Below are 16,569 nucleotides of genomic sequence, written 5' to 3'. Positions count from 1 at the left end.
TGCACGCGGCTAGGACAAAGATCCCGGCGCGCCGGATGCCTCGAGGACCTGCTGCAGCCCGGTGACGGGGATGTCCGGAAACTCGGCGCGCGCCGGGCCAAAGTCGAAAGCAGCTGTCCCCGATCCTTCCCAGACCCCTGCCCCTGCCACCCTGGCAAGGAACGGTGAAAACGGCCTGGCGGCCACGGACAGGACACGCAGCGCGGCCGCCGGGATCCGCTGCACCGACCCATGGCCGGCCCGGGCAAGCACGGCCTCCGCCAACTGGTTGCCGGTGAGCGTCTGCGAGCCCCATTCGATGAGGCGGTTCTGCAGCGCCGGGTCACGGAGGGCACGGACCACGACGGCGGCTGCGTCCTCGACCGAGGTATAGGTCACCGGAGCCGATCCCGAGCCGAACACGGGCACCTTGCCCTTCGACGTGAGCGGTGCCGTCATGTTCTCGAGCCGCTGTTCGAGCAGCGCTCCGATCCGGACCACGGTCCAGTCCATGCCGGACGAGCGGACGGCGTCCTCGGCCGCGGCCTTGCAGCGCAGGAAATCGATGGGCCCGTCGGCGGCGGCTCCGTGCATGGACATCATCACCACATGCCGCACTCCGGCAGCGGCCGCCGCGCGCACCAGCCGGATGGCGCCGTCGCGGTCAACCGCGGCCGGGGTGGAGTCCTTGATCCCAAACCCTGAGGCCGCCAACACCACCTCCGTGCAGCCGGCCACCGCCTGCCGGCAGTCCGCGTCAGAACCGAGGTCCCCGCGGAGGAGTTCGACGCCGTCGCCCATCTTCTGGGCGAAAGCCTGGGACTTGCCGCGGGCCATGATGCGGACCTGCTGTCCGGCGGCACGGAGCAGCGGAACCACGGCGCGGCCAAGGCGGCCCGTGCCGCCGACCACCAGGATCATGGCCCGTCACCTCCGGCTGCCCCGTGGACTGCCTCGCTGACAGCCTGGTTGACGTCGCCGGAGTCCTGGTCCACGGGTTCAAGGTAGAACTGGGCCGCGGCGATTTTATCGTCGCGGAGGGTGAAGATGGCCACCCCTGCGGCACGCTGCATGGATCCGTCCGGACGGGTGCCGTGGTTGCTCCATTCCATCCAGAGTTTGCCGTCCGGTCCGGTGGCCGCGTCATGGACGGTGAGGGTGAGGTCCGGCAGGCCGGCAAAGAGTGCGGTCCAGTTCTTCCGGACTTGGGCGGAGCCCGTGAAGCTGCGGGCCGGATGGACGGGGGTGGTGTTCCGGTAGTCGTCCGCGAACTGGGCCACCATGGCCTCAAGGTCGTGGCGGCCGGCCGCAGCGAGCATGCGCCGGACCGGGCCATCGGGGACGCGGTCGATTCCTGATGCGTCCATGATCTGCTCCTTAGGTTCCGTCGCGGGAGGCGGATAGGCTGGTGCGCTGAATTTGATACAGTCAGCTGTATTCAACTGACACAAGGAGTTTAAGCCCGATGGGACCCGCGGTCAATGATGCGCTGCCCCGCTCCCGCAGTTACGACGCCCGCCGCCGGCAGGAGGCTGCTGAGGAGTCCAGGAAGCGGGTGCTGGACCAGTCGCGTGCTTTGTTTTTGGCCCAGGGTTACGGCCGGACCACCGTTGCCGCCATCGCCCGCGCCGCCGGCGTCTCCAAAGAGTCCGTATACAAGGGGTTCGGCGGGAAACCGGGGCTGGTACGGGCCATCTACGGGCAGAGCCTGCTGGGAGGCGGCGGCACCCCGGCGGAAGAGCGGTCGGACCGAGCGCAGGCCACGGTCGCCGATCCGCGCGAACTCATGGAGCAGTTCGGCCGGTTCATTGCCGAGGTCAGTCCGCTGGGCTCCCCCGTCTACCTCCTCATCAGGGACGCCGCGGCCAGCGGGGACCAGGACATGGCCGCGCTCCTGCGCGAGGTGGACCGCGAGCGGTACCAGCGCATGCTGCACAACGCGCACCAAGTTCTCGGACGGAAATTCCTGCGCACCGGGCTCACCGCGGAGGAGGTGGCCGATGTCTTCTTTATGAGCACCTCGGCCGAGCTCTACGAAACCCTGGTCCTCAAGCGCGCCTGGAGTGCGGACCGGTTCGGGCGTTTCATGGCCCGGACGCTGGCGGCCAACCTCCTGCCGGATGGGTAGGCTACATCTACCAACGAGCGAAAGCCCTAAAACGAAAAGGACGGACAGCCATGCACGCAGTGCTCGAATACACCTACGAGGACAACTACCTCGAGACCCGCGAAAAGTACCGCGCAGACCACCTCAAGGCGGGATGGGAAGCAGTTGAGCGGGGCGAGCTGCTTCTCGGGGGAGCCATTGGTGACGGATCCTTCACTGGGTTGCTGATCTTCACAGGCGAGAACGCACTCGAGGCCGCAAGGGCTTTTGCAGCCGCCGATCCCTACGTCACCGCTGGCGTGGTGACGCAATGGACCGCCCGCCCGTGGACCACGGTCCTGGGAAAGGAAGCGGCCACCCCCGTTCACCCCTAAGCCCCATCAAACGCCGGGCGCCGGCGGCTCAATCCTTCAGACTGCTGGCGGTGACTTCGAATTCCTCGACGGACACGATCTGGGTCCTGTCCGCCTGGCTGCTCTCCTCCCGGATCCTGCTGGCTGCCTGCCGGCTGGCCACCATCGCTTCCTCGGTATCCCAAAGCGTGATGGACAGGGCGTTGTCCGTCCCCTTCCCGTTCAAGTAGTAGACGCCTTTACATCCCGGAAGCTGGAGCACGCTGTTGACCACGTCGTCGGTGGGATTGTCCCTGCGGGTTTCGGGGCCGGTCTGGTAGGTGCTGATTCTGGCGAACATGGTCTTTCTCCCTCGGGACGAAAATGGGGCGGCCGGATTCCGCTCCTCCCATTAGTCAGGGCCTTGCGGATTAGCAAAAACAAGGGTCAAAAGTCAGGCCTTTGTCCAGCGGGGCAGCCCGCGCCCGGCCGGCGGCCAGGCCTACTTCGGAGCCGTAATTCCCAGCCGGGCCATGCGCCGGTAGATCGTGGCCCGGCTGATCCCCAGTTCCGCCGCGGCGGCGGCCACAGTTGTTCCCGGTCGGGACAGGCATCTGGCAATCTCATCCCTCTCAACGGCCTCGATCCGTGTCAGCCTGGGCCCGGTGCGGCCGATCAGCGCTGCCGGCAGGTGCCGCACATCGATGGACTCCGTGCGCAGGGCCGCGTCCTGGACCATACCGAATAGCTCGTCGATGTTGCCGGGCCATCCATACGCAGTCAGCGCGTGTTCGGCAGCAGGCGTGAAATCGACCTCCCGCATGCGCGCCTGGCGGGCGGCGTACCGGGCAAGGGGCATCACATCGGCGCTCCGGTCGCGCAGCGCGGGCACCGGCACCACCGTCTCCACCAATGCCGCCAGCGGGGCCGGAATGGCAGTGAGCTCCTCGGCTGTCACGGCGCAGGTCACGGGAGCGGGATGGCCGTTCGGTCCCGGGCCCCGCGAGCTGACCACCCGGGCACTGAGCTCCTGGGCGGCCCAGGCGGGGAGGAGGTCGACGTTTTCCACGATGACCGCGGTATGGGGCTTGGCCAGCTCCGGCGTCCACAGCGACAGCCAAGCCTCCACATCCTGGGGTGCGGGAACGGCTGCGCAGAGGATGCGGCTGCCGGGGTGCGCCTGTCGGATGGCCTGGCCCAGCAGGGTGGCACGCCCGGTCCCCGGTTCTCCGACGGCGGCCGCCACCCTGCCGGAAACCAGCGCCGCAGCAGCGCTGTCCAGGGCCTCGGTCCATGGCCGGGACATGGCGCGCAGTGTGCCGGACCCGGGCTCCAGCCGGCCCCGCTGCACACGAAACACCCCGCCCCTCGGCCCGGGTTTGGGCCGGCGGCCCCGGGATTTGGCGAGCATCAGGGCGGAGGTGGTGTTCGCCGCGGACTGGGCCAACGCCAGCAGCAGCTCCGGGGAGGACTTGGACCAGGTGGTGATGTTGACGCTGCCCTCAAGCCGTCCGCTCAGGGGATCAAGCACCGGCACGGCGGCGCAGGTGTAGGTGCGCAGGCTGGCGCTGTAGTGTTCCTCCGCGCGGACCAGGCTGGGTGTGCGGTCGGCCAGGGCCAGGCCGAGTCCTGTGGTTCCCGCCTCCCGCTCGGAGAATGCGAAGCCGGGAGCCAGGTGCACCTTGTCCAGCGCCCGCAGCAGGGACGTGTCGCCGCTGAAGCGGTTGAGCACCAGCCCGTCGGCGTCGGTGAGCATGAGGCTCAGGGGCTCGTTGGCGAGGGTCTGGTGCAGGCCGGTGAGCACCTCCTGCCCGCACTGGTAGAACAGCGAGTCTCCGTCCACGGTCCCGGCCCAGACCGGGTCAACTTCCTCCGCTGACACGCCGTAGTCCTCGCTCCGCTGCCACGAAGCGAGAAGGCGCCGCGTGGCAACCGCAGGCTCGCCGCTGTCCGGCCGCGGAACAGGCACGTTCCCATTCGGCACCATTGCCGCCCTCCTTGTCCTGCCTGTTTCGAGGGTACGTCGCCACGTCCGGGAGGGCGACCCCCAACTGTCTCAAAATGAGACACCGGTCACATGTTCACACGCGCCGGTCCGCCCTAGCCTCGATGGTGTCGCGACTATGGCAGTCGCGGGGAGGAGAACAACATGTACAGCAAAGACGGCGAGAACTACTTCATCGTTGACGCCCACATTGCCTTGTGGGATGCCCGTCCCGAGAACCAGCGCAACGTTCACGGCAAGCAGTTCATCGATTGCTTCTACGACTACCACCGCAACCTCTCCCCCGAGGAGGAGCTGTGGACCTACGAGGAATACCTGTACCAGGGCGGCGAGCGCCTGATGAAGGACCTCTTCGAGGACGGCTACGTGGACCACGCCATCTTCCAGCCGGCGTACCTCGGCGAGTTCTACCGGAACGGTTTCGGACAGACGAAGGAAGCCTACGAGCTGGCTGCGGCGAACCCGGACAAGCTCACCTACAACCACTGCTTTGATCCGCGCGACGGCGAACGCGGCCTGGACAGGCTGCGCGCGGACCACGAGAAGATGAAGTTCACCGGGGTCAAGCTCTACACCGCCGAATGGCACGGTGAATCCCGCGGCTACAAGCTCTCCGATCCTTGGGCCTTCAGGTACTTCGAGGAGTGCCGCAAACTCGGCATCAAGAACATCCACGTCCACAAGGGCCCCACCATCCGGCCCCTGGACCGCGACAGTTTTGACGTGTCCGACGTGGACCACGTGGCGTCCGATTTCACCGACCTGAACTTCATCGTGGAGCACGTCGGCCTGCCGCGGCTGGAGGATTTCTGCTGGATCGCCACCCAGGAACCCAACGTTTACGGCGGCCTGGCCGTGGCCATGCCGTTCATGCATACCCGGCCGCGCTACTTCGCGCAAATCATCGGCGAGCTCATCTACTGGATCGGCGAGGACCGCATCTTTTTCTCCAGCGACTACGCCCTGTGGACCCCGCGCTGGCTGGTGGAGCGGTTCGTGGACTTCCAGATCCCGGAGGACATGACCGAGTACGCTCCGATCACCACCGACCAGAAGAAGAAGATCCTGGGGCTGAACGCCGCGAAGATGTACGGCATCCCGGTGCCGGCCGGGCTCCAGCTGCCGGACGCCGACGAAACGGCCACGGGCCCGCGCCAGCCGGAGCGGGCGGACATTGCAGGCGCGGCGTGACAGCGGCACTGGTTGAACACACCGTCCGGAGTGTGGCGGTGCAGGCCGTCCGGCGGGCACTGGACGCCGTGCTGGATCCGGAGCTCGATGAGCCCATCACGGATCTGGGTTTCGTCCGTTCCATTGAAGTCGCAGGTGCTGCCCCGGGTGCCGAGGTGACCGTGCACCTGCGCCTGCCCACCTCCTTCTGCTCTCCGAACTTCGCCTACCTGATGGCGTCGGACAGCAAGGACGCCATCTCGGCGCTGCCCGGGGTGGGAACGGTGGTGGTGGAGCTCGATGACCACCACGACTCCGCCCTGATCAATGCCGGCCTTGCGGCGGATGCCGGCTACCGGGGCACCTTTGGCCACGAGGCCGAGGACAGCCTGGACGAGCTGCGCCTGATGTTCCGCCGGAAGGCGCACACCGCTGCCATGGAACGCTGCCTGACCGAACTGCTGCGCGCCGATCCCGCGCTCACCGAAGCGAACGTGGGGACGGTGCTGCTGGGTGACCTGCCGGCGGGGCGGACCAAGGATGCTTTAGTACGACGGCGGATGGCGCTTGGGCTGCCCACGGCGCCTGCCGCCGTCGTACTCGTTGACCATGACGGCATTCCCTACCCCGCGGAGCACGTGCCCGTGGCGCTGCGGCGGGCGCGTTCGACGCGCATATCGATCGACGGCAACGCCCACTTCTGCCGGGGGCTGCTGCGCACCCGCTACGAGGGCTCGGGCGCTGACCAGGCGGACCGGCCTGAAGGGGCTGAGCCGGCTGACCATCACCACCAACTTCCGTTCACAGTCAAGGAGAACCACCCATGAACACCATGCGCGCCGTCCAGGTGGTCGGCTACCACGAAGGCCTGAAAATGACCGAGGCGCCCGTCCCGGAAGCCGCTGGCCCCTGGGACGTGGTGGTCAAGATCGGGGGTGCCGGCGTGTGCCGGACGGACCTGCACATCCTGGAGGGCCAGTGGGCGGAGAAGTCCCAGGTGCAGCTGCCCTACACGATCGGCCATGAGAACGCGGGATGGGTGCACGCCGTGGGCAGCGCCGTCACCAACGTCAAGGAGGGCGACAAGGTCATCCTGCACCCGCTGATTACCTGCGGCCTGTGCCGCGCGTGCCGCTCCGGCGACGACGTGCACTGCGAAAACAGCAGGTTCCCGGGCATCGACACCCACGGCGGGTACGCTGAGTACCTGCTGACCTCGGCCCGGTCCGTGGTGAAGATCGACGACGCACTCGAGCCTGCAGACGTGGCTGCCCTTGCCGATGCCGGCCTGACCGCCTACCACGCTGCGGCGAAGGCGGCGAAGCGGCTGACGCCGCGGGACACCTGTGTGGTGATCGGAGCCGGCGGCCTCGGGCACATCGGCATTCAGGTGCTGAAGGCCCTCACGCCCAGCCGGATCGTGGTGGTGGACCGCAACCCTGCCGCACTGGAGCTGGCCAAGTCCATCGGCGCGGACGAAGGCGTGGTGGCGGACGGCAGCCAGGTGGACCAGGTGCTGGCCCTGACCGGCGGCCACGGTGCGGAGGTGCTGATCGACTTTGTGGGCGAGGGCGGGGCCACGTCCGAAGGGATCGCCATGCTGCGCCGGGCCGGTGACTACTTCGTGGTGGGCTACGGCGAGAACATCAGTGTGCCGACTATCGACATCATCTCCTCGGAAATCAACATCATCGGCAACCTCGTGGGGTCCTATAACGACCTGCAGGACCTGATGGCGCTGGCCGCACGGGGCGCGGTGACGCTGCATACCCAGAAGTACAAGCTGGATGATTTCCAGCAGGCCATCAGCGACCTGGATGCGGGCAAGGTCCGCGGCCGGGCCATCCTGGTGCCCTGATGGGCGCGCTCCCTGGCGGGCCCCACCACCTACGTCCTGATCGAGGCGTTCCGCGATGACCAAGCCGTAGGTGGTGGTCTGAGCTCGGGGAGCTCGCCGTCAAGTAAGGCTACGGCCCCGGCGGCAGCGCAGGCTGCCGCCGGGGCGCTGCCCCATGCTGGTCCAGTCCTAGGACCTGACGTCCTCGTGTGCAGTGGTGGACTCGGCGATCCGCTTGATCGCGGCGAGCGTTTTCGGAATGCCGTCGAGTGCCTGCTGGGTGCGGTCGGCGATCTGTGCGTCGGCCCCATCGCCGAACTTCTCCTCGAACATGGCTATTCCCTCCGGCAGGAATTCCCAGGACTCGGTCAGGATGGTTCCGGCGTCTGCCGGGGTGAGGGCGAAGCCCCAGCGGACAAACCTGCCGCCCACCACCCAGGCAAACTCGCGGCCGCGCTCGGCGGCCACCACCTGCGACCGGGTCTCCCAGGTCCGGTTCGGTAGCTCGTTGCGCCCGGTGAACCAAGCACCCACCCGGCCTGAGCTGTCCTCGTCGTCCCACCAACACGACGTGCAAACGGGGCTCCACTCACCGGTGCGGGTGATGTCGGAGACCAAATCGTAGAGCGCCTCGGCTGAGGCTTTGACGGTGACCGATTCCTGGTATTGGCGGATGCTGGCCTGATTCATGGGTCCATCCTTACTGACGGTCACTTCTTCTGCCTCCGGCTGCCGCCGTGCCAGTCCTCCTGCTGACCGGTCGCACCGGCGGTGACCCCGAGGGCGGGAAGCTGCGGCCGCTCGCGCAGGCTTCGCTTGAGCTCCGCGAAACCGGGGAACCGTGCCAGCCCCACCACGTGGTCCCACAGCTCGGCGGCGGACTCTTCGTCCGGCAGCCGGCTGATGACGGGCCCGAAGAAGGCCACACCGGCGGGCGGCTCAAAGTGGATGATGGGCGTGCCCACGTCCTTGCCCGTCAGCGCCAGCGCCTCATCCGTTTCCTGCCGGATCTCAGTGTCCCAGGAGTCGTCGTCGAGAGCGTCCGCAAGCGCCAGGGGTAAGCCTGCCTGTGCGAGGATCGGCCCCACAAACTCACGTGTCCCCCGCCGCTCACGCTCCTCGCCCTCGGTGCGCTGGTTAACCGGGTCCGGGGCAGCTTCGAAAATGTGGGTCCCGAACGCCTCGTACAGCCTTGCGATCGACTCGCGGCCGTGCTCCGCACGCGCCCGGGCCGCCACCCGCAGAAGCCGGAGCCCTGCCGTGTGTCCGGCCTCGTACTCGGGCGGGAACTGCGCGTCGTAGTCAACATTGGCGTTGATCAGGCGCAACGATATGAACCGCCAGTCCACGGTGTAGTCGCGCTGCGCCTGCACCTGGCGCACCCACTTGCTCGTCATCCAGGCGAAAGGGCAGACCGGGTCGAAATAGAAGTTGATGTCAGCATCCATGCCACCACACTTACACCCGCTTGGTGACGTGCGCCTATTCGACGCACTCAGACCTCTTTTACGCGGGCAGACGAAAGCTCAGCAAAAACTGGGCCAAACCTGGGACACCGGCATGCGTCAGAACTGTACGATTTCTTGGACATTCGGGGCCATGGGCTTTCCGGACAACTGAACATTGGGGGAATCAATGCAGGAACTGGGCCGCATCTATTGGACCCGGCAGGGGCTTCGCCTGGCGTATTCGGCGGCGATTCTTTGGCTCGCTGTAGCGGTGATGTCAGGACTCATGGCGAAGGCAACACCGGCTGCCGGGGCGGGGCCGTCCGCAGCCGCAGCGGTTATGGGCAACCTGTTTCAACACGTCGTCGCCGCGGTCGCTCTCCCCGGCGTAACCCTCCTTGTGCTGGGCATTGCCGCCGCCGTCGGGACCAGCCGGGACGTCCGGCGTCGGGATCCAGTACGCCGTTTCACCCGCCAGCAGCGCCGCGAAGGGATGGCCCGCGCTGGCGGCACGTGCGAGTTGGAAGCCGGGTTCGGGCGCCGCTGTGGGCGCCCGGCCGAGCACGGCGACCACTTTTACCCGTGGTCCAAAGGCGGTTCCACCAGCCTGCAGAACTTCGTCGCCGCCTGTGCCAGGTGCAACCGCGCCAAGCGTGCCAGGATCCCGTCCCCGGGGCAGCAGCAACGGATGGAACGACGACGGCGAGAGTACCTGCCGCCGTCGGCGTCCGTCAGCGTGGGCGAACGGCAGCCACTGCCCTGAGGCAGTCCGTCGAGGGGGCTTGCGATCAAGCCGACCCCGCCTTCGTGAGCGTGAATATCCCGTAGCGCATCGCACCGGTGCGGTAGGCCAGGATCAGGCGGGGTATGCCCAGAAACGAGCTGCGGTTGCGTGGGCCCGGGGCGAGGCGGCGGGTTTCGCGGTCGACGAGCAGGGCCTTCACGAGCCGGGCGGCGCAGATCATCCAGGTGCGGGCGACGCGGCGGCTGACATCCTCATAGCCGATGACCTCAAATCCCGCAGCCATTGCCATCGCCTCATACTCCTCGCGCGTGCCCATCGAGGGCAGGCGCCCCTCGCGGCAGATCGGCTCCAGCAGGTGGCGGACCTTCCAGCCACGGGCGCCGGTCTCGGCGAGCCACGCGCAGATGACGAAGCGGCCGCCGGGCGCCAGCACGCGGTGCGCCTCGGCGAAGAACCTGGGCTTATCCACCATGTGCTCGCTCGACTCGATGGCCCAGGCGGCATCGGCTGAGGCGTCGGCCAGTCCGTTGGCGAGCCAGTCGCGGACCTGGATGTCCACCCACGGCACGGGGTGCGCGGCGGCGTAGCGGGCCTGCTCGGCCGACAGCGTGAATCCGGTGGCGCGGACCCCGCGGGTCATAGCCAGGCGCCTGGCTGTGGAGCCATAGCCGCAGCCGATGTCGACGCATGCCTGGCCCGGCGTCAGGCCCAGGCGGTCGCCGACGGTGTCCACCAGCGCCTCGACGGCCTCGCCGGGTGTCTCGCGGCCGGTCACCCACAGCCCGTGATGGACATGCTCGCCCCACACCCGGCGGTAGATTGGATCGAGCTCGTCGTAGTGATCCGCCACCGCCACGGCGTTCTGGGAAATATCGGGGACGATCACGCCCTGACCCTACAACCGCGCTCCTTAGCGAAGGAAGGGTCAACAACCTGTTGCCCCGACCGCCCTGCAGGCGTTCACCCTTCCGTGGGCCCAGTCAGCGCCGATGGAACCCACGGGGTCGGTGGTGGATTCGATCTTGGCGCGGATGTCCGAGTTGGTGCCGCCGGGGTTGGCACTCCGGGCGAGCGCCGCAACGGCGGCAACAATCGGTGAGGCCATCGAGGTTCCGCTGCCGATGTCGTACCCCTGGGAACGGTTGTACTCTCTGGCGAGGACGAACTTGTGGTTGGGGAAGGTGGAGTAGACGCTGACCCCGGGCGCTGCCACATCCACCCACGCGCCATAGGTGGAGAACGACGCCTTCTTGTCGTTGTTGTCGGTTGCCCCCACGGCAATGACGTTGGGGTACGCGGCCGGGTAGTTGATGCTGGTGTTTCCTCCGTTGCCTGCCGCAGCAACCAGCACCACGCCCGCGTTCCATGCGTTGTTCACGGCGGTTTCCAAAGTGGTTGACGCGCCAACCACCAGGCTCATGTTGATGACCTGGGCACCATTCTTGACGGCCCAGTTGATGCCGTTCGCAAGGCCTGAGCTGGAACCTGCTCCTGTGTCGCTGAGGATTTTTCCGGCCAGGATGGAGCATCCCGGGCACACGCCGGCCACGCCGATGCCGTTGTTGGCGGTTCCCGCGACGATCCCGGCGACGTGGGTTCCGTGGCCGTAGTTATCGTCGTTGCTTCTGGACGTGGTGAAGTTGGTCCGTGCCACGACCTTCGGGGTGATGTCGGGGTTGTCCATGGCGACGCCGGAATCAAGGACAGCAACCTTGATTCCCGTGCCGGTGGTGACCGTCCAGGCTTCCACGGCGTCCACATCGGCGTCTGGGGTGCCCGCGGGAATCGTCACCGTGCCGTCAGTGTTCGTGAACGACTGGCCCGTGTTTTGCAGGGCGTACTGCCGGGGAAAGTAGGTGTCGTCTGAGGCCGGAGTGACCACATAGTCCGGTTCGGCATACTCCACCACCGGGTTCCGGCCCAGGGCGGCGACGAGCTGCAACTCCCTACCGGCCGGCACCGTAATCAGGTGCGCGCCGGTGCTGCCAACATCCGGACCATCGTTCAGTCCGAACGGGCGCAGGACGGCTGCGGCCGCAGCGTTGTCCCGGAACTTGACCAGGATCTGACCTGCCGTGATGGCCGGGTCGGCCGCGGCATTGCCCGGAGCGACCGCGCCCAGCAGGGTGCCAATGACCATGAGAAGGGCGGCGAAGCTCGCCAGCACAAGCTTTTTCATGGGGTTATCTTCCGCGCACACGGCGCGGGTGGATAGGGGGAAAGGCCCTTGATATGTTTCCGGCTAACCCGGGCATTGGCTAGCAGGCAGGGTAGGAAGGACGACGGCGGCACTTGCGTCCCGCCGTCGTCCTTCCCTCGATGCCGGGTGTCCTCCCGCCAGCACCTACGGGTGCACCTTGCCCTTCTGCACTATCCTGATCACGGCTCGGTGGTCCCGGACGTAGGCGATGGTGCCGCGCCTTGGACTTCGCTGGAAAGTCCGGTAAGAGGCGTGATCGGGGTCACGGAGAACGGTTCGGCCAGCAGTGCCTGCACCCCTTGAACAAATTCCTTGACATGGTCTTCTTCGTTGTGGGCCGCGAGGTCCTCGGGGCGGGCCCATCCCTCGATGAGGACGAACCTGCCTGGCCTTTGATCGTCCGAGAAGACGGTATATTCCAGGCAGCCGGGGTCTTTTCGGCTCAGGGACTGCAGTCCAATGAGTGCTTCATGAAGCGTTGCTTCATGCCCTGCTTTTGCGGTGAACACTGGCATTAACCAGACTTGCGTTTCGTCTTTGGTCATGCGTTGATTTGCGGAACGTCGACCCAGGATTCTTTTGCAGCCGACTCGACGATTGCGTCGTCAATGAGGGCTACCTGATATCCGTCGGCAAAATTCGGGCTTACGCTGCCGCCTTCTGCGATGGCCTTGAAGAAGTCGTAGGCCTCGATGATCTTCGTTTCGCCGTATCCGATGCCGAGGGCAGGGATGGGCCACAGTGCATCTCCGTAGGGGTGTGCGGGCCCGGTGTAAACGGTACGGAAACCCCGCCGGTCGCCAGCGTCGGACGCGAAGCAGACCTGCAGTTCGTCGCGCCGCTCGTAGTTAAACACGATGCTTCCTTCGGTTCCGTGGATTTCGAAGGTGATGTAGTTGTTCCTTCCATGGGCGTTGCGTGTTGCTTCCACCGAACCCACGGCACCGTTGGCGAAGCGGATCATGGTCATGACCTCATCATCGACATCAACATGGCCGCGCGGGCCTTCCCCGCCCCGTACCGTGCCGAGCGCGTCAGCACCTCCGCTTTGGAGCGGCCGCTCGGGGATCCAGGTGGACATGAGGGCATTGACGGATCTGAACTCGCCGACCAGGTACCTTGCCATGTCAATGACGTGCGTTGCGATGTCGCCGAGGGCACCGGAACCTGCGATGGATTTCTGGAAGCGCCAGGACAGCGGGGAGTTGGGGTCGGCGCTCCAGTCTTGCAGGTAGGTGCCACGGAAGTTGAGGATTTGTCCGATTGCCCCTTCTTCGATGTATTTCTTTGCCAGCGCAACGGCGGGTGTGCGCCGGTAGTTGAAGGCGACCATGTGGACGAGGTTCTTATCCTTGACGGCGTCGTACATGGCCTTGGATTCTTCGCCTGTACGCGCCAAGGGCTTTTCACAGATGATGTGCTTGCCTGCTTCGGCGGCGGCGATGGCAATCTCGGCGTGGAGATGGTTGGGCGTAGCGATGTCTACGACGTGGATGTCCGGATCATCAATGATGCTGCGCCAGTCTGCGGTGGAGTTCTCGAACCCGAAGCGGCGGGCCGCCTCCGCGGCGAGATCCGGGTTGGCTTCAGCGATGACCTTGCGGACCGGGAGTGCCGGTGCAGGCCAGAAGAACATGGGCATGGCGGCGTAAGCGAGTGAGTGGGCCTTGCCCATGAAGCCGCCTCCGATGAGGCCGACGTTGAGGTTTTGCATGTGAATCTGGTTCCTTCCGGACGGCGGGGCAGTTGCCGTCTGTGGCAGTCCCCGCGGTTGAAAAATTAGTGAGAGAGGAGCTTTTCCAGGTACTTCTTGCTGAGGGCTGCGGCTTCCCGGGGGTCCCCGTCGTAGTTGTCGAGCTCGACCATGAGCCAGGTGTCATATCCGCTTTCACGGATTGCGGCGATGATGTCGGGGAAGTCGAGCTCGCCCTGTCCAAGGGGCAGGAAATTGAAAGGGTCCTTCTGGAAGTCCTTGAGGTGGACGTGCCGGATCCTGTCGGGGTACTTCCGGATCACTGCGGCCGGGTCTGCTCCACCGGCAGCGAGGTGGGCTGTATCCGGGCAAAAACCGATCCGGGTGAGCGGCATCAGTCTGTCCAGTTCCTCCGGGCTTTCGACGATGGTGCTCAGGTGCGGATGGTAGCTTGCCGACAGCCCGAAGCTTTCCGCGATGTCCGTTACGCTGTCCAGGGCCTCACCGAGGCGTTGGTAGTCCTCGTCAGTGGTTCCGGCGGCGCGGCGTGCTCCGCCTCCTACTACCAGCCGTTCTGCTCCAAAGCCGGCAGCCAATTCGGCGGCACGGTGGATCCGGTGCAGCTCGTCGGGAAGTATGTCGGCGTAGATGAAGTTCGCGCCGGTATAGACACTTGTCAGTTCGACTCCGGCGGTATCCAGGATTTCCTTGAGTTCTTCAGGCTTCCCTGCGTATTCCTCGAGGTTGCCGTCAAACATTTCAACGCCCTGATAGCCGACGGATGCGATGTCCTGGACTGCTTGCTGCATGGACCCGTGGGTCATGTAGAAAAGGTCTTTCACGCTCGTCACACCTTGCGGGTGGCCAACGACGCCGCCCCAGGTGATGGAACAGTAACCGAGTTTCATTGCTTTTGCCTTTCAGTTGCTGCGGAAGACCTGAGTGATCCGGTGAGGTTTTCTGCTGGGGGAATTTCGACCCACGTCTGCTGCGCAGCCGAGGTTACGACTGCATCCGTGATGAGGGCTGACCGTAGTCCGTCCCGGAAGGTGGGCAGGCCTTCCGGTTCCTGGCCGTGGACGGCCGCATATACGTCCGCGACGAACGCGTTGAAGCTGTCCTGGTATCCCTGGGGGTGGCCCGGGGGAAGTTTGGCGTACCGCCGGCCGCCAGGCATCGTGAGTGTTTGCGGGCCGACCGGAATCTCGGAACTTGAGTCACTGCGGCCGACGTGCAGGGTGTCCGGCCGTTCCTGGTTGAAGCTGAATGACGCTTCGGTTCCATCGAAGGAGAACCAGAGTCGGTTCTTCCGGCCGGGACTGACTTGGCTGACTACCAGGGATCCGGTGGCACCCTTGTCCGTCTCGAACAGGAGCGTGGCGCCGTCTTCGGTGCCGACGGAGGACAACCGGCCGCCGGTTTCGCGTTCGTCGTAGGCCCTGCTGGTCTTGGCCACAAGCCTGGTGATTCTGTGTCCGGTGGTGAACTCCATCAGGTCGCACCAGTGCACGCCGATGTCACCGAACGCCCTGGAGGCTCCCCCGATGGTTGAATCGACCCGCCAGTTCGTAGCTTCCGCGCCGGCGAGCCAGTCCTGCAGGTAGGAACCGTGCAGGAGCCAGAGGCGGCCGGCGTCGCCGCGGAGGATCCGGTCGCGGGCCTCGCGGACGGCCGGATAGAACCGGTAGACGAAGGGAACGCCGGTGACGACGCCGGCCTGGGCCGCGAGGGCAGTCAGCTCCAACGCGTCCCCAACGCTCGTGGCCAGTGGCTTTTCGCAGATGACTGCTTTTCCTGCCGCAATGGCTTTGCGGGCAAGGTCGGCGTGGGTGGCATTCGGGGTGCAGATGTGGATGACATCCACGTCCGCACGTGCGATCAGTGCTTCAGCCGATTCGGCTGCGGTCCGGGCGCCGAGCGCTGACGCTGCGGCTTCGGCTGAAGCCTGGCTGCTCCCGGCGACTGCGGTGACTTCACCGCCTGCTGCGCGGACCGCATGGGCGTGGACAGAACCCATGAATCCTGTTCCGATAATTCCGGCCCGTAGTTGGAAAGCCACGGGTGCTACTTCTTACGGGCGAGGGCGACGGCCAGAATGATGATCGCGCCGCGGACCACCTGCTGCTGGCTGCTGTCGAGTCCGGCGAGGATCAGCCCGTTGTTGATCAGGCCGATCAGGAGGGCGCCGAATAAGGTGCCGATGATGGAGCCGAACCCGCCGAAGAGGCTGGTTCCGCCCAGGATGACGGCGGCGATGGCGGAGAGTTCGTCTCCCGATCCCCACTGGAAGCGTCCGGACTGCAGCCGGCCGGCGTAGAGCATTCCGGCGACGCTTGCCACCATGCCCGAGATGAGGAGCACCTGGAACTTTATGCGCTTGGTATTGATGCCGGTGAACTCGGCGGCGTTGCGGTTGCCTCCTGTGGCCAGGACCTGGCGGCCAAACCTGGTGCGGTTCAGCACGACGGCGCCGATGGCCACGAAGATGGCACTCCAGACCACCAGGCCCGGAACAGGACCGAAGTTGCCGGATCCAAACAGCGTGTTGAACGTGTCGTTCAGGATGGGCTGGGGGGCGGACGCCGTGATCCACTGGGCAACGCCGACGGCTATGCCCAGCATGCCGAGTGTCACCAGGAAGGATGGGATGCCGAGGAGGCTGACCAGGGCACCGTTGATCGATCCGACGACGAGCCCGACGGCGAGGCCGGCCAGAATGCCGGGTACCAGGCCCCATTGGGAGAGCGCCATCGCAGTGCACACACTGGAGAGGCCGGCCACGGATCCGACGCTCAGGTCGATCTCTGCGCACGCGATCACGTATGTCATACCGACGGCGATGACGGTGATGGTGGCTGTCTGCCGGAAGATGTTCAGCAGGTTGTTCGGCGACAGGAAGCCCTGGTCGCGGAGGAGGACGGCGAAGAACAGGAAGACAACGACGAAGCCGATGTAGATGACGTAGCGCCGCCAGTCGAGGTCTTTGAGGATGGTGCCGAAATTGCGGGGGGCCGCGGTGTCCCGGGGCGCGATGGTGTTTGCCTTGCTCACTT

General features: G+C 65.9%; 19 protein-coding genes. 6 read left to right on the top strand and 13 right to left on the bottom strand.

What is annotated here, in order from left to right:
- Positions 1-9: 9 nt before the first annotated feature.
- Both IEW19_RS16145 and IEW19_RS16140 read right to left on the bottom strand, forming a co-directional pair.
- Positions 10-900 (bottom strand): SDR family oxidoreductase, encoded by an 891-nt coding sequence (locus IEW19_RS16145; protein WP_188572616.1) that lies wholly within the window; start codon positions 898-900, stop codon positions 10-12.
- Complete coding sequence (locus IEW19_RS16140; protein WP_188572615.1) at positions 897-1,346, bottom strand: nuclear transport factor 2 family protein; 450 nt, start codon at positions 1,344-1,346, stop codon at positions 897-899. The genes IEW19_RS16145 and IEW19_RS16140 overlap by 4 nt, the downstream gene beginning before the upstream one ends.
- A 98-nt stretch (positions 1,347-1,444) precedes the next feature.
- Between IEW19_RS16140 and IEW19_RS16135 the strand changes: the two genes are divergently transcribed.
- Positions 1,445-2,107, top strand: coding sequence for a TetR/AcrR family transcriptional regulator (locus tag IEW19_RS16135; protein ID WP_188572614.1), 663 nt, complete (start codon positions 1,445-1,447; stop codon positions 2,105-2,107).
- Positions 2,108-2,157: 50 nt separating this feature from the next.
- Positions 2,158-2,460, top strand: a complete 303-nt coding sequence (locus tag IEW19_RS16130; protein ID WP_188572613.1) for a YciI-like protein — start codon at positions 2,158-2,160, stop codon at positions 2,458-2,460.
- Between the two features lie 28 nt (positions 2,461-2,488).
- On the opposite strand, the gene IEW19_RS16125 is transcribed toward IEW19_RS16130, so the two are convergent.
- Together IEW19_RS16125 and IEW19_RS16120 are read right to left on the bottom strand one after the other, a co-directional pair.
- Entirely contained in the window at positions 2,489-2,779 is a 291-nt protein-coding gene (locus tag IEW19_RS16125; RefSeq protein WP_188572612.1) for a hypothetical protein, read from the bottom strand.
- 141 nt (positions 2,780-2,920) lie between these two features.
- Positions 2,921-4,405, bottom strand: a complete 1,485-nt coding sequence (locus IEW19_RS16120; protein WP_188572611.1) for an AAA-type ATPase lid domain-containing protein — start codon at positions 4,403-4,405, stop codon at positions 2,921-2,923.
- 162 nt (positions 4,406-4,567) lie between these two features.
- Between IEW19_RS16120 and IEW19_RS16115 the strand changes: the two genes are divergently transcribed.
- Genes IEW19_RS16115 through IEW19_RS16105 form a run of 3 tightly spaced genes read left to right on the top strand, consistent with a single transcriptional unit; the run spans position 4,568 to position 7,451 of the window.
- The gene (locus tag IEW19_RS16115; RefSeq protein WP_188572610.1) at positions 4,568-5,614 is read left to right on the top strand and encodes an amidohydrolase family protein; all 1,047 of its coding nucleotides are present in this window, start codon (positions 4,568-4,570) and stop codon (positions 5,612-5,614) included.
- Entirely contained in the window at positions 5,611-6,420 is an 810-nt protein-coding gene (locus IEW19_RS16110; RefSeq protein ID WP_229748519.1) for an iron-sulfur cluster assembly protein, read from the top strand. The genes IEW19_RS16115 and IEW19_RS16110 overlap by 4 nt, the downstream gene beginning before the upstream one ends.
- Entirely contained in the window at positions 6,417-7,451 is a 1,035-nt protein-coding gene (locus tag IEW19_RS16105; protein ID WP_229748518.1) for an NAD(P)-dependent alcohol dehydrogenase, read from the top strand. Before IEW19_RS16110 ends, IEW19_RS16105 begins: the two co-directional genes overlap by 4 nt.
- A 168-nt stretch (positions 7,452-7,619) precedes the next feature.
- Here IEW19_RS16105 and IEW19_RS16100 read toward each other — a convergent pair whose 3' ends face one another.
- Together IEW19_RS16100 and IEW19_RS16095 are read right to left on the bottom strand one after the other, a co-directional pair.
- On the bottom strand, positions 7,620-8,120 hold the full coding sequence (locus IEW19_RS16100; RefSeq protein WP_188572609.1) for an SRPBCC family protein: 501 nt from the start codon (positions 8,118-8,120) through the stop codon (positions 7,620-7,622).
- Between the two features lie 20 nt (positions 8,121-8,140).
- The gene (locus IEW19_RS16095; protein WP_188572608.1) at positions 8,141-8,878 is read right to left on the bottom strand and encodes a DsbA family protein; all 738 of its coding nucleotides are present in this window, start codon (positions 8,876-8,878) and stop codon (positions 8,141-8,143) included.
- Positions 8,879-9,065: 187 nt separating this feature from the next.
- On the opposite strand from IEW19_RS16095, the gene IEW19_RS16090 reads away from it, so the two are divergent.
- Entirely contained in the window at positions 9,066-9,641 is a 576-nt protein-coding gene (locus IEW19_RS16090) for an HNH endonuclease (protein WP_188572607.1), read from the top strand.
- Positions 9,642-9,666: 25 nt separating this feature from the next.
- Here IEW19_RS16090 and IEW19_RS16085 read toward each other — a convergent pair whose 3' ends face one another.
- The 7 genes from IEW19_RS16085 to IEW19_RS16055 form a co-directional block, all read right to left on the bottom strand.
- Positions 9,667-10,509, bottom strand: a complete 843-nt coding sequence (locus IEW19_RS16085; protein ID WP_188572606.1) for a class I SAM-dependent methyltransferase — start codon at positions 10,507-10,509, stop codon at positions 9,667-9,669.
- Between the two features lie 39 nt (positions 10,510-10,548).
- On the bottom strand, positions 10,549-11,802 hold the full coding sequence (locus IEW19_RS16080) for a S8 family serine peptidase (protein ID WP_188572605.1): 1,254 nt from the start codon (positions 11,800-11,802) through the stop codon (positions 10,549-10,551).
- Between the two features lie 200 nt (positions 11,803-12,002).
- Positions 12,003-12,368, bottom strand: coding sequence for a putative quinol monooxygenase (locus IEW19_RS16075; RefSeq protein ID WP_229748517.1), 366 nt, complete (start codon positions 12,366-12,368; stop codon positions 12,003-12,005).
- Positions 12,365-13,537, bottom strand: a complete 1,173-nt coding sequence (locus IEW19_RS16070) for a levoglucosan dehydrogenase (RefSeq protein WP_188572604.1) — start codon at positions 13,535-13,537, stop codon at positions 12,365-12,367. The genes IEW19_RS16075 and IEW19_RS16070 overlap by 4 nt, the downstream gene beginning before the upstream one ends.
- A gap of 65 nt (positions 13,538-13,602) precedes the next feature.
- Complete coding sequence (locus tag IEW19_RS16065) at positions 13,603-14,424, bottom strand: sugar phosphate isomerase/epimerase family protein (RefSeq protein WP_188572603.1); 822 nt, start codon at positions 14,422-14,424, stop codon at positions 13,603-13,605.
- Positions 14,421-15,575, bottom strand: a complete 1,155-nt coding sequence (locus tag IEW19_RS16060; protein WP_188572602.1) for a Gfo/Idh/MocA family protein — start codon at positions 15,573-15,575, stop codon at positions 14,421-14,423. The genes IEW19_RS16065 and IEW19_RS16060 overlap by 4 nt, the downstream gene beginning before the upstream one ends.
- 5 nt (positions 15,576-15,580) lie before the next feature.
- Positions 15,581-16,567 carry an ABC transporter permease gene (locus IEW19_RS16055; protein ID WP_188572601.1) on the bottom strand — a complete coding sequence of 329 codons (987 nt, stop codon included), beginning with the start codon at positions 16,565-16,567 and terminating at the stop codon, positions 15,581-15,583.
- Between the last annotated feature and the right edge of the window lie 2 nt (positions 16,568-16,569).

Origin of the sequence: Arthrobacter liuii (assembly GCF_014639275.1) — a bacterium.
Taxonomy (GTDB): domain Bacteria; phylum Actinomycetota; class Actinomycetes; order Actinomycetales; family Micrococcaceae; genus Arthrobacter; species Arthrobacter liuii.
This window is presented reverse-complemented; position numbering and strand designations above follow the sequence as displayed.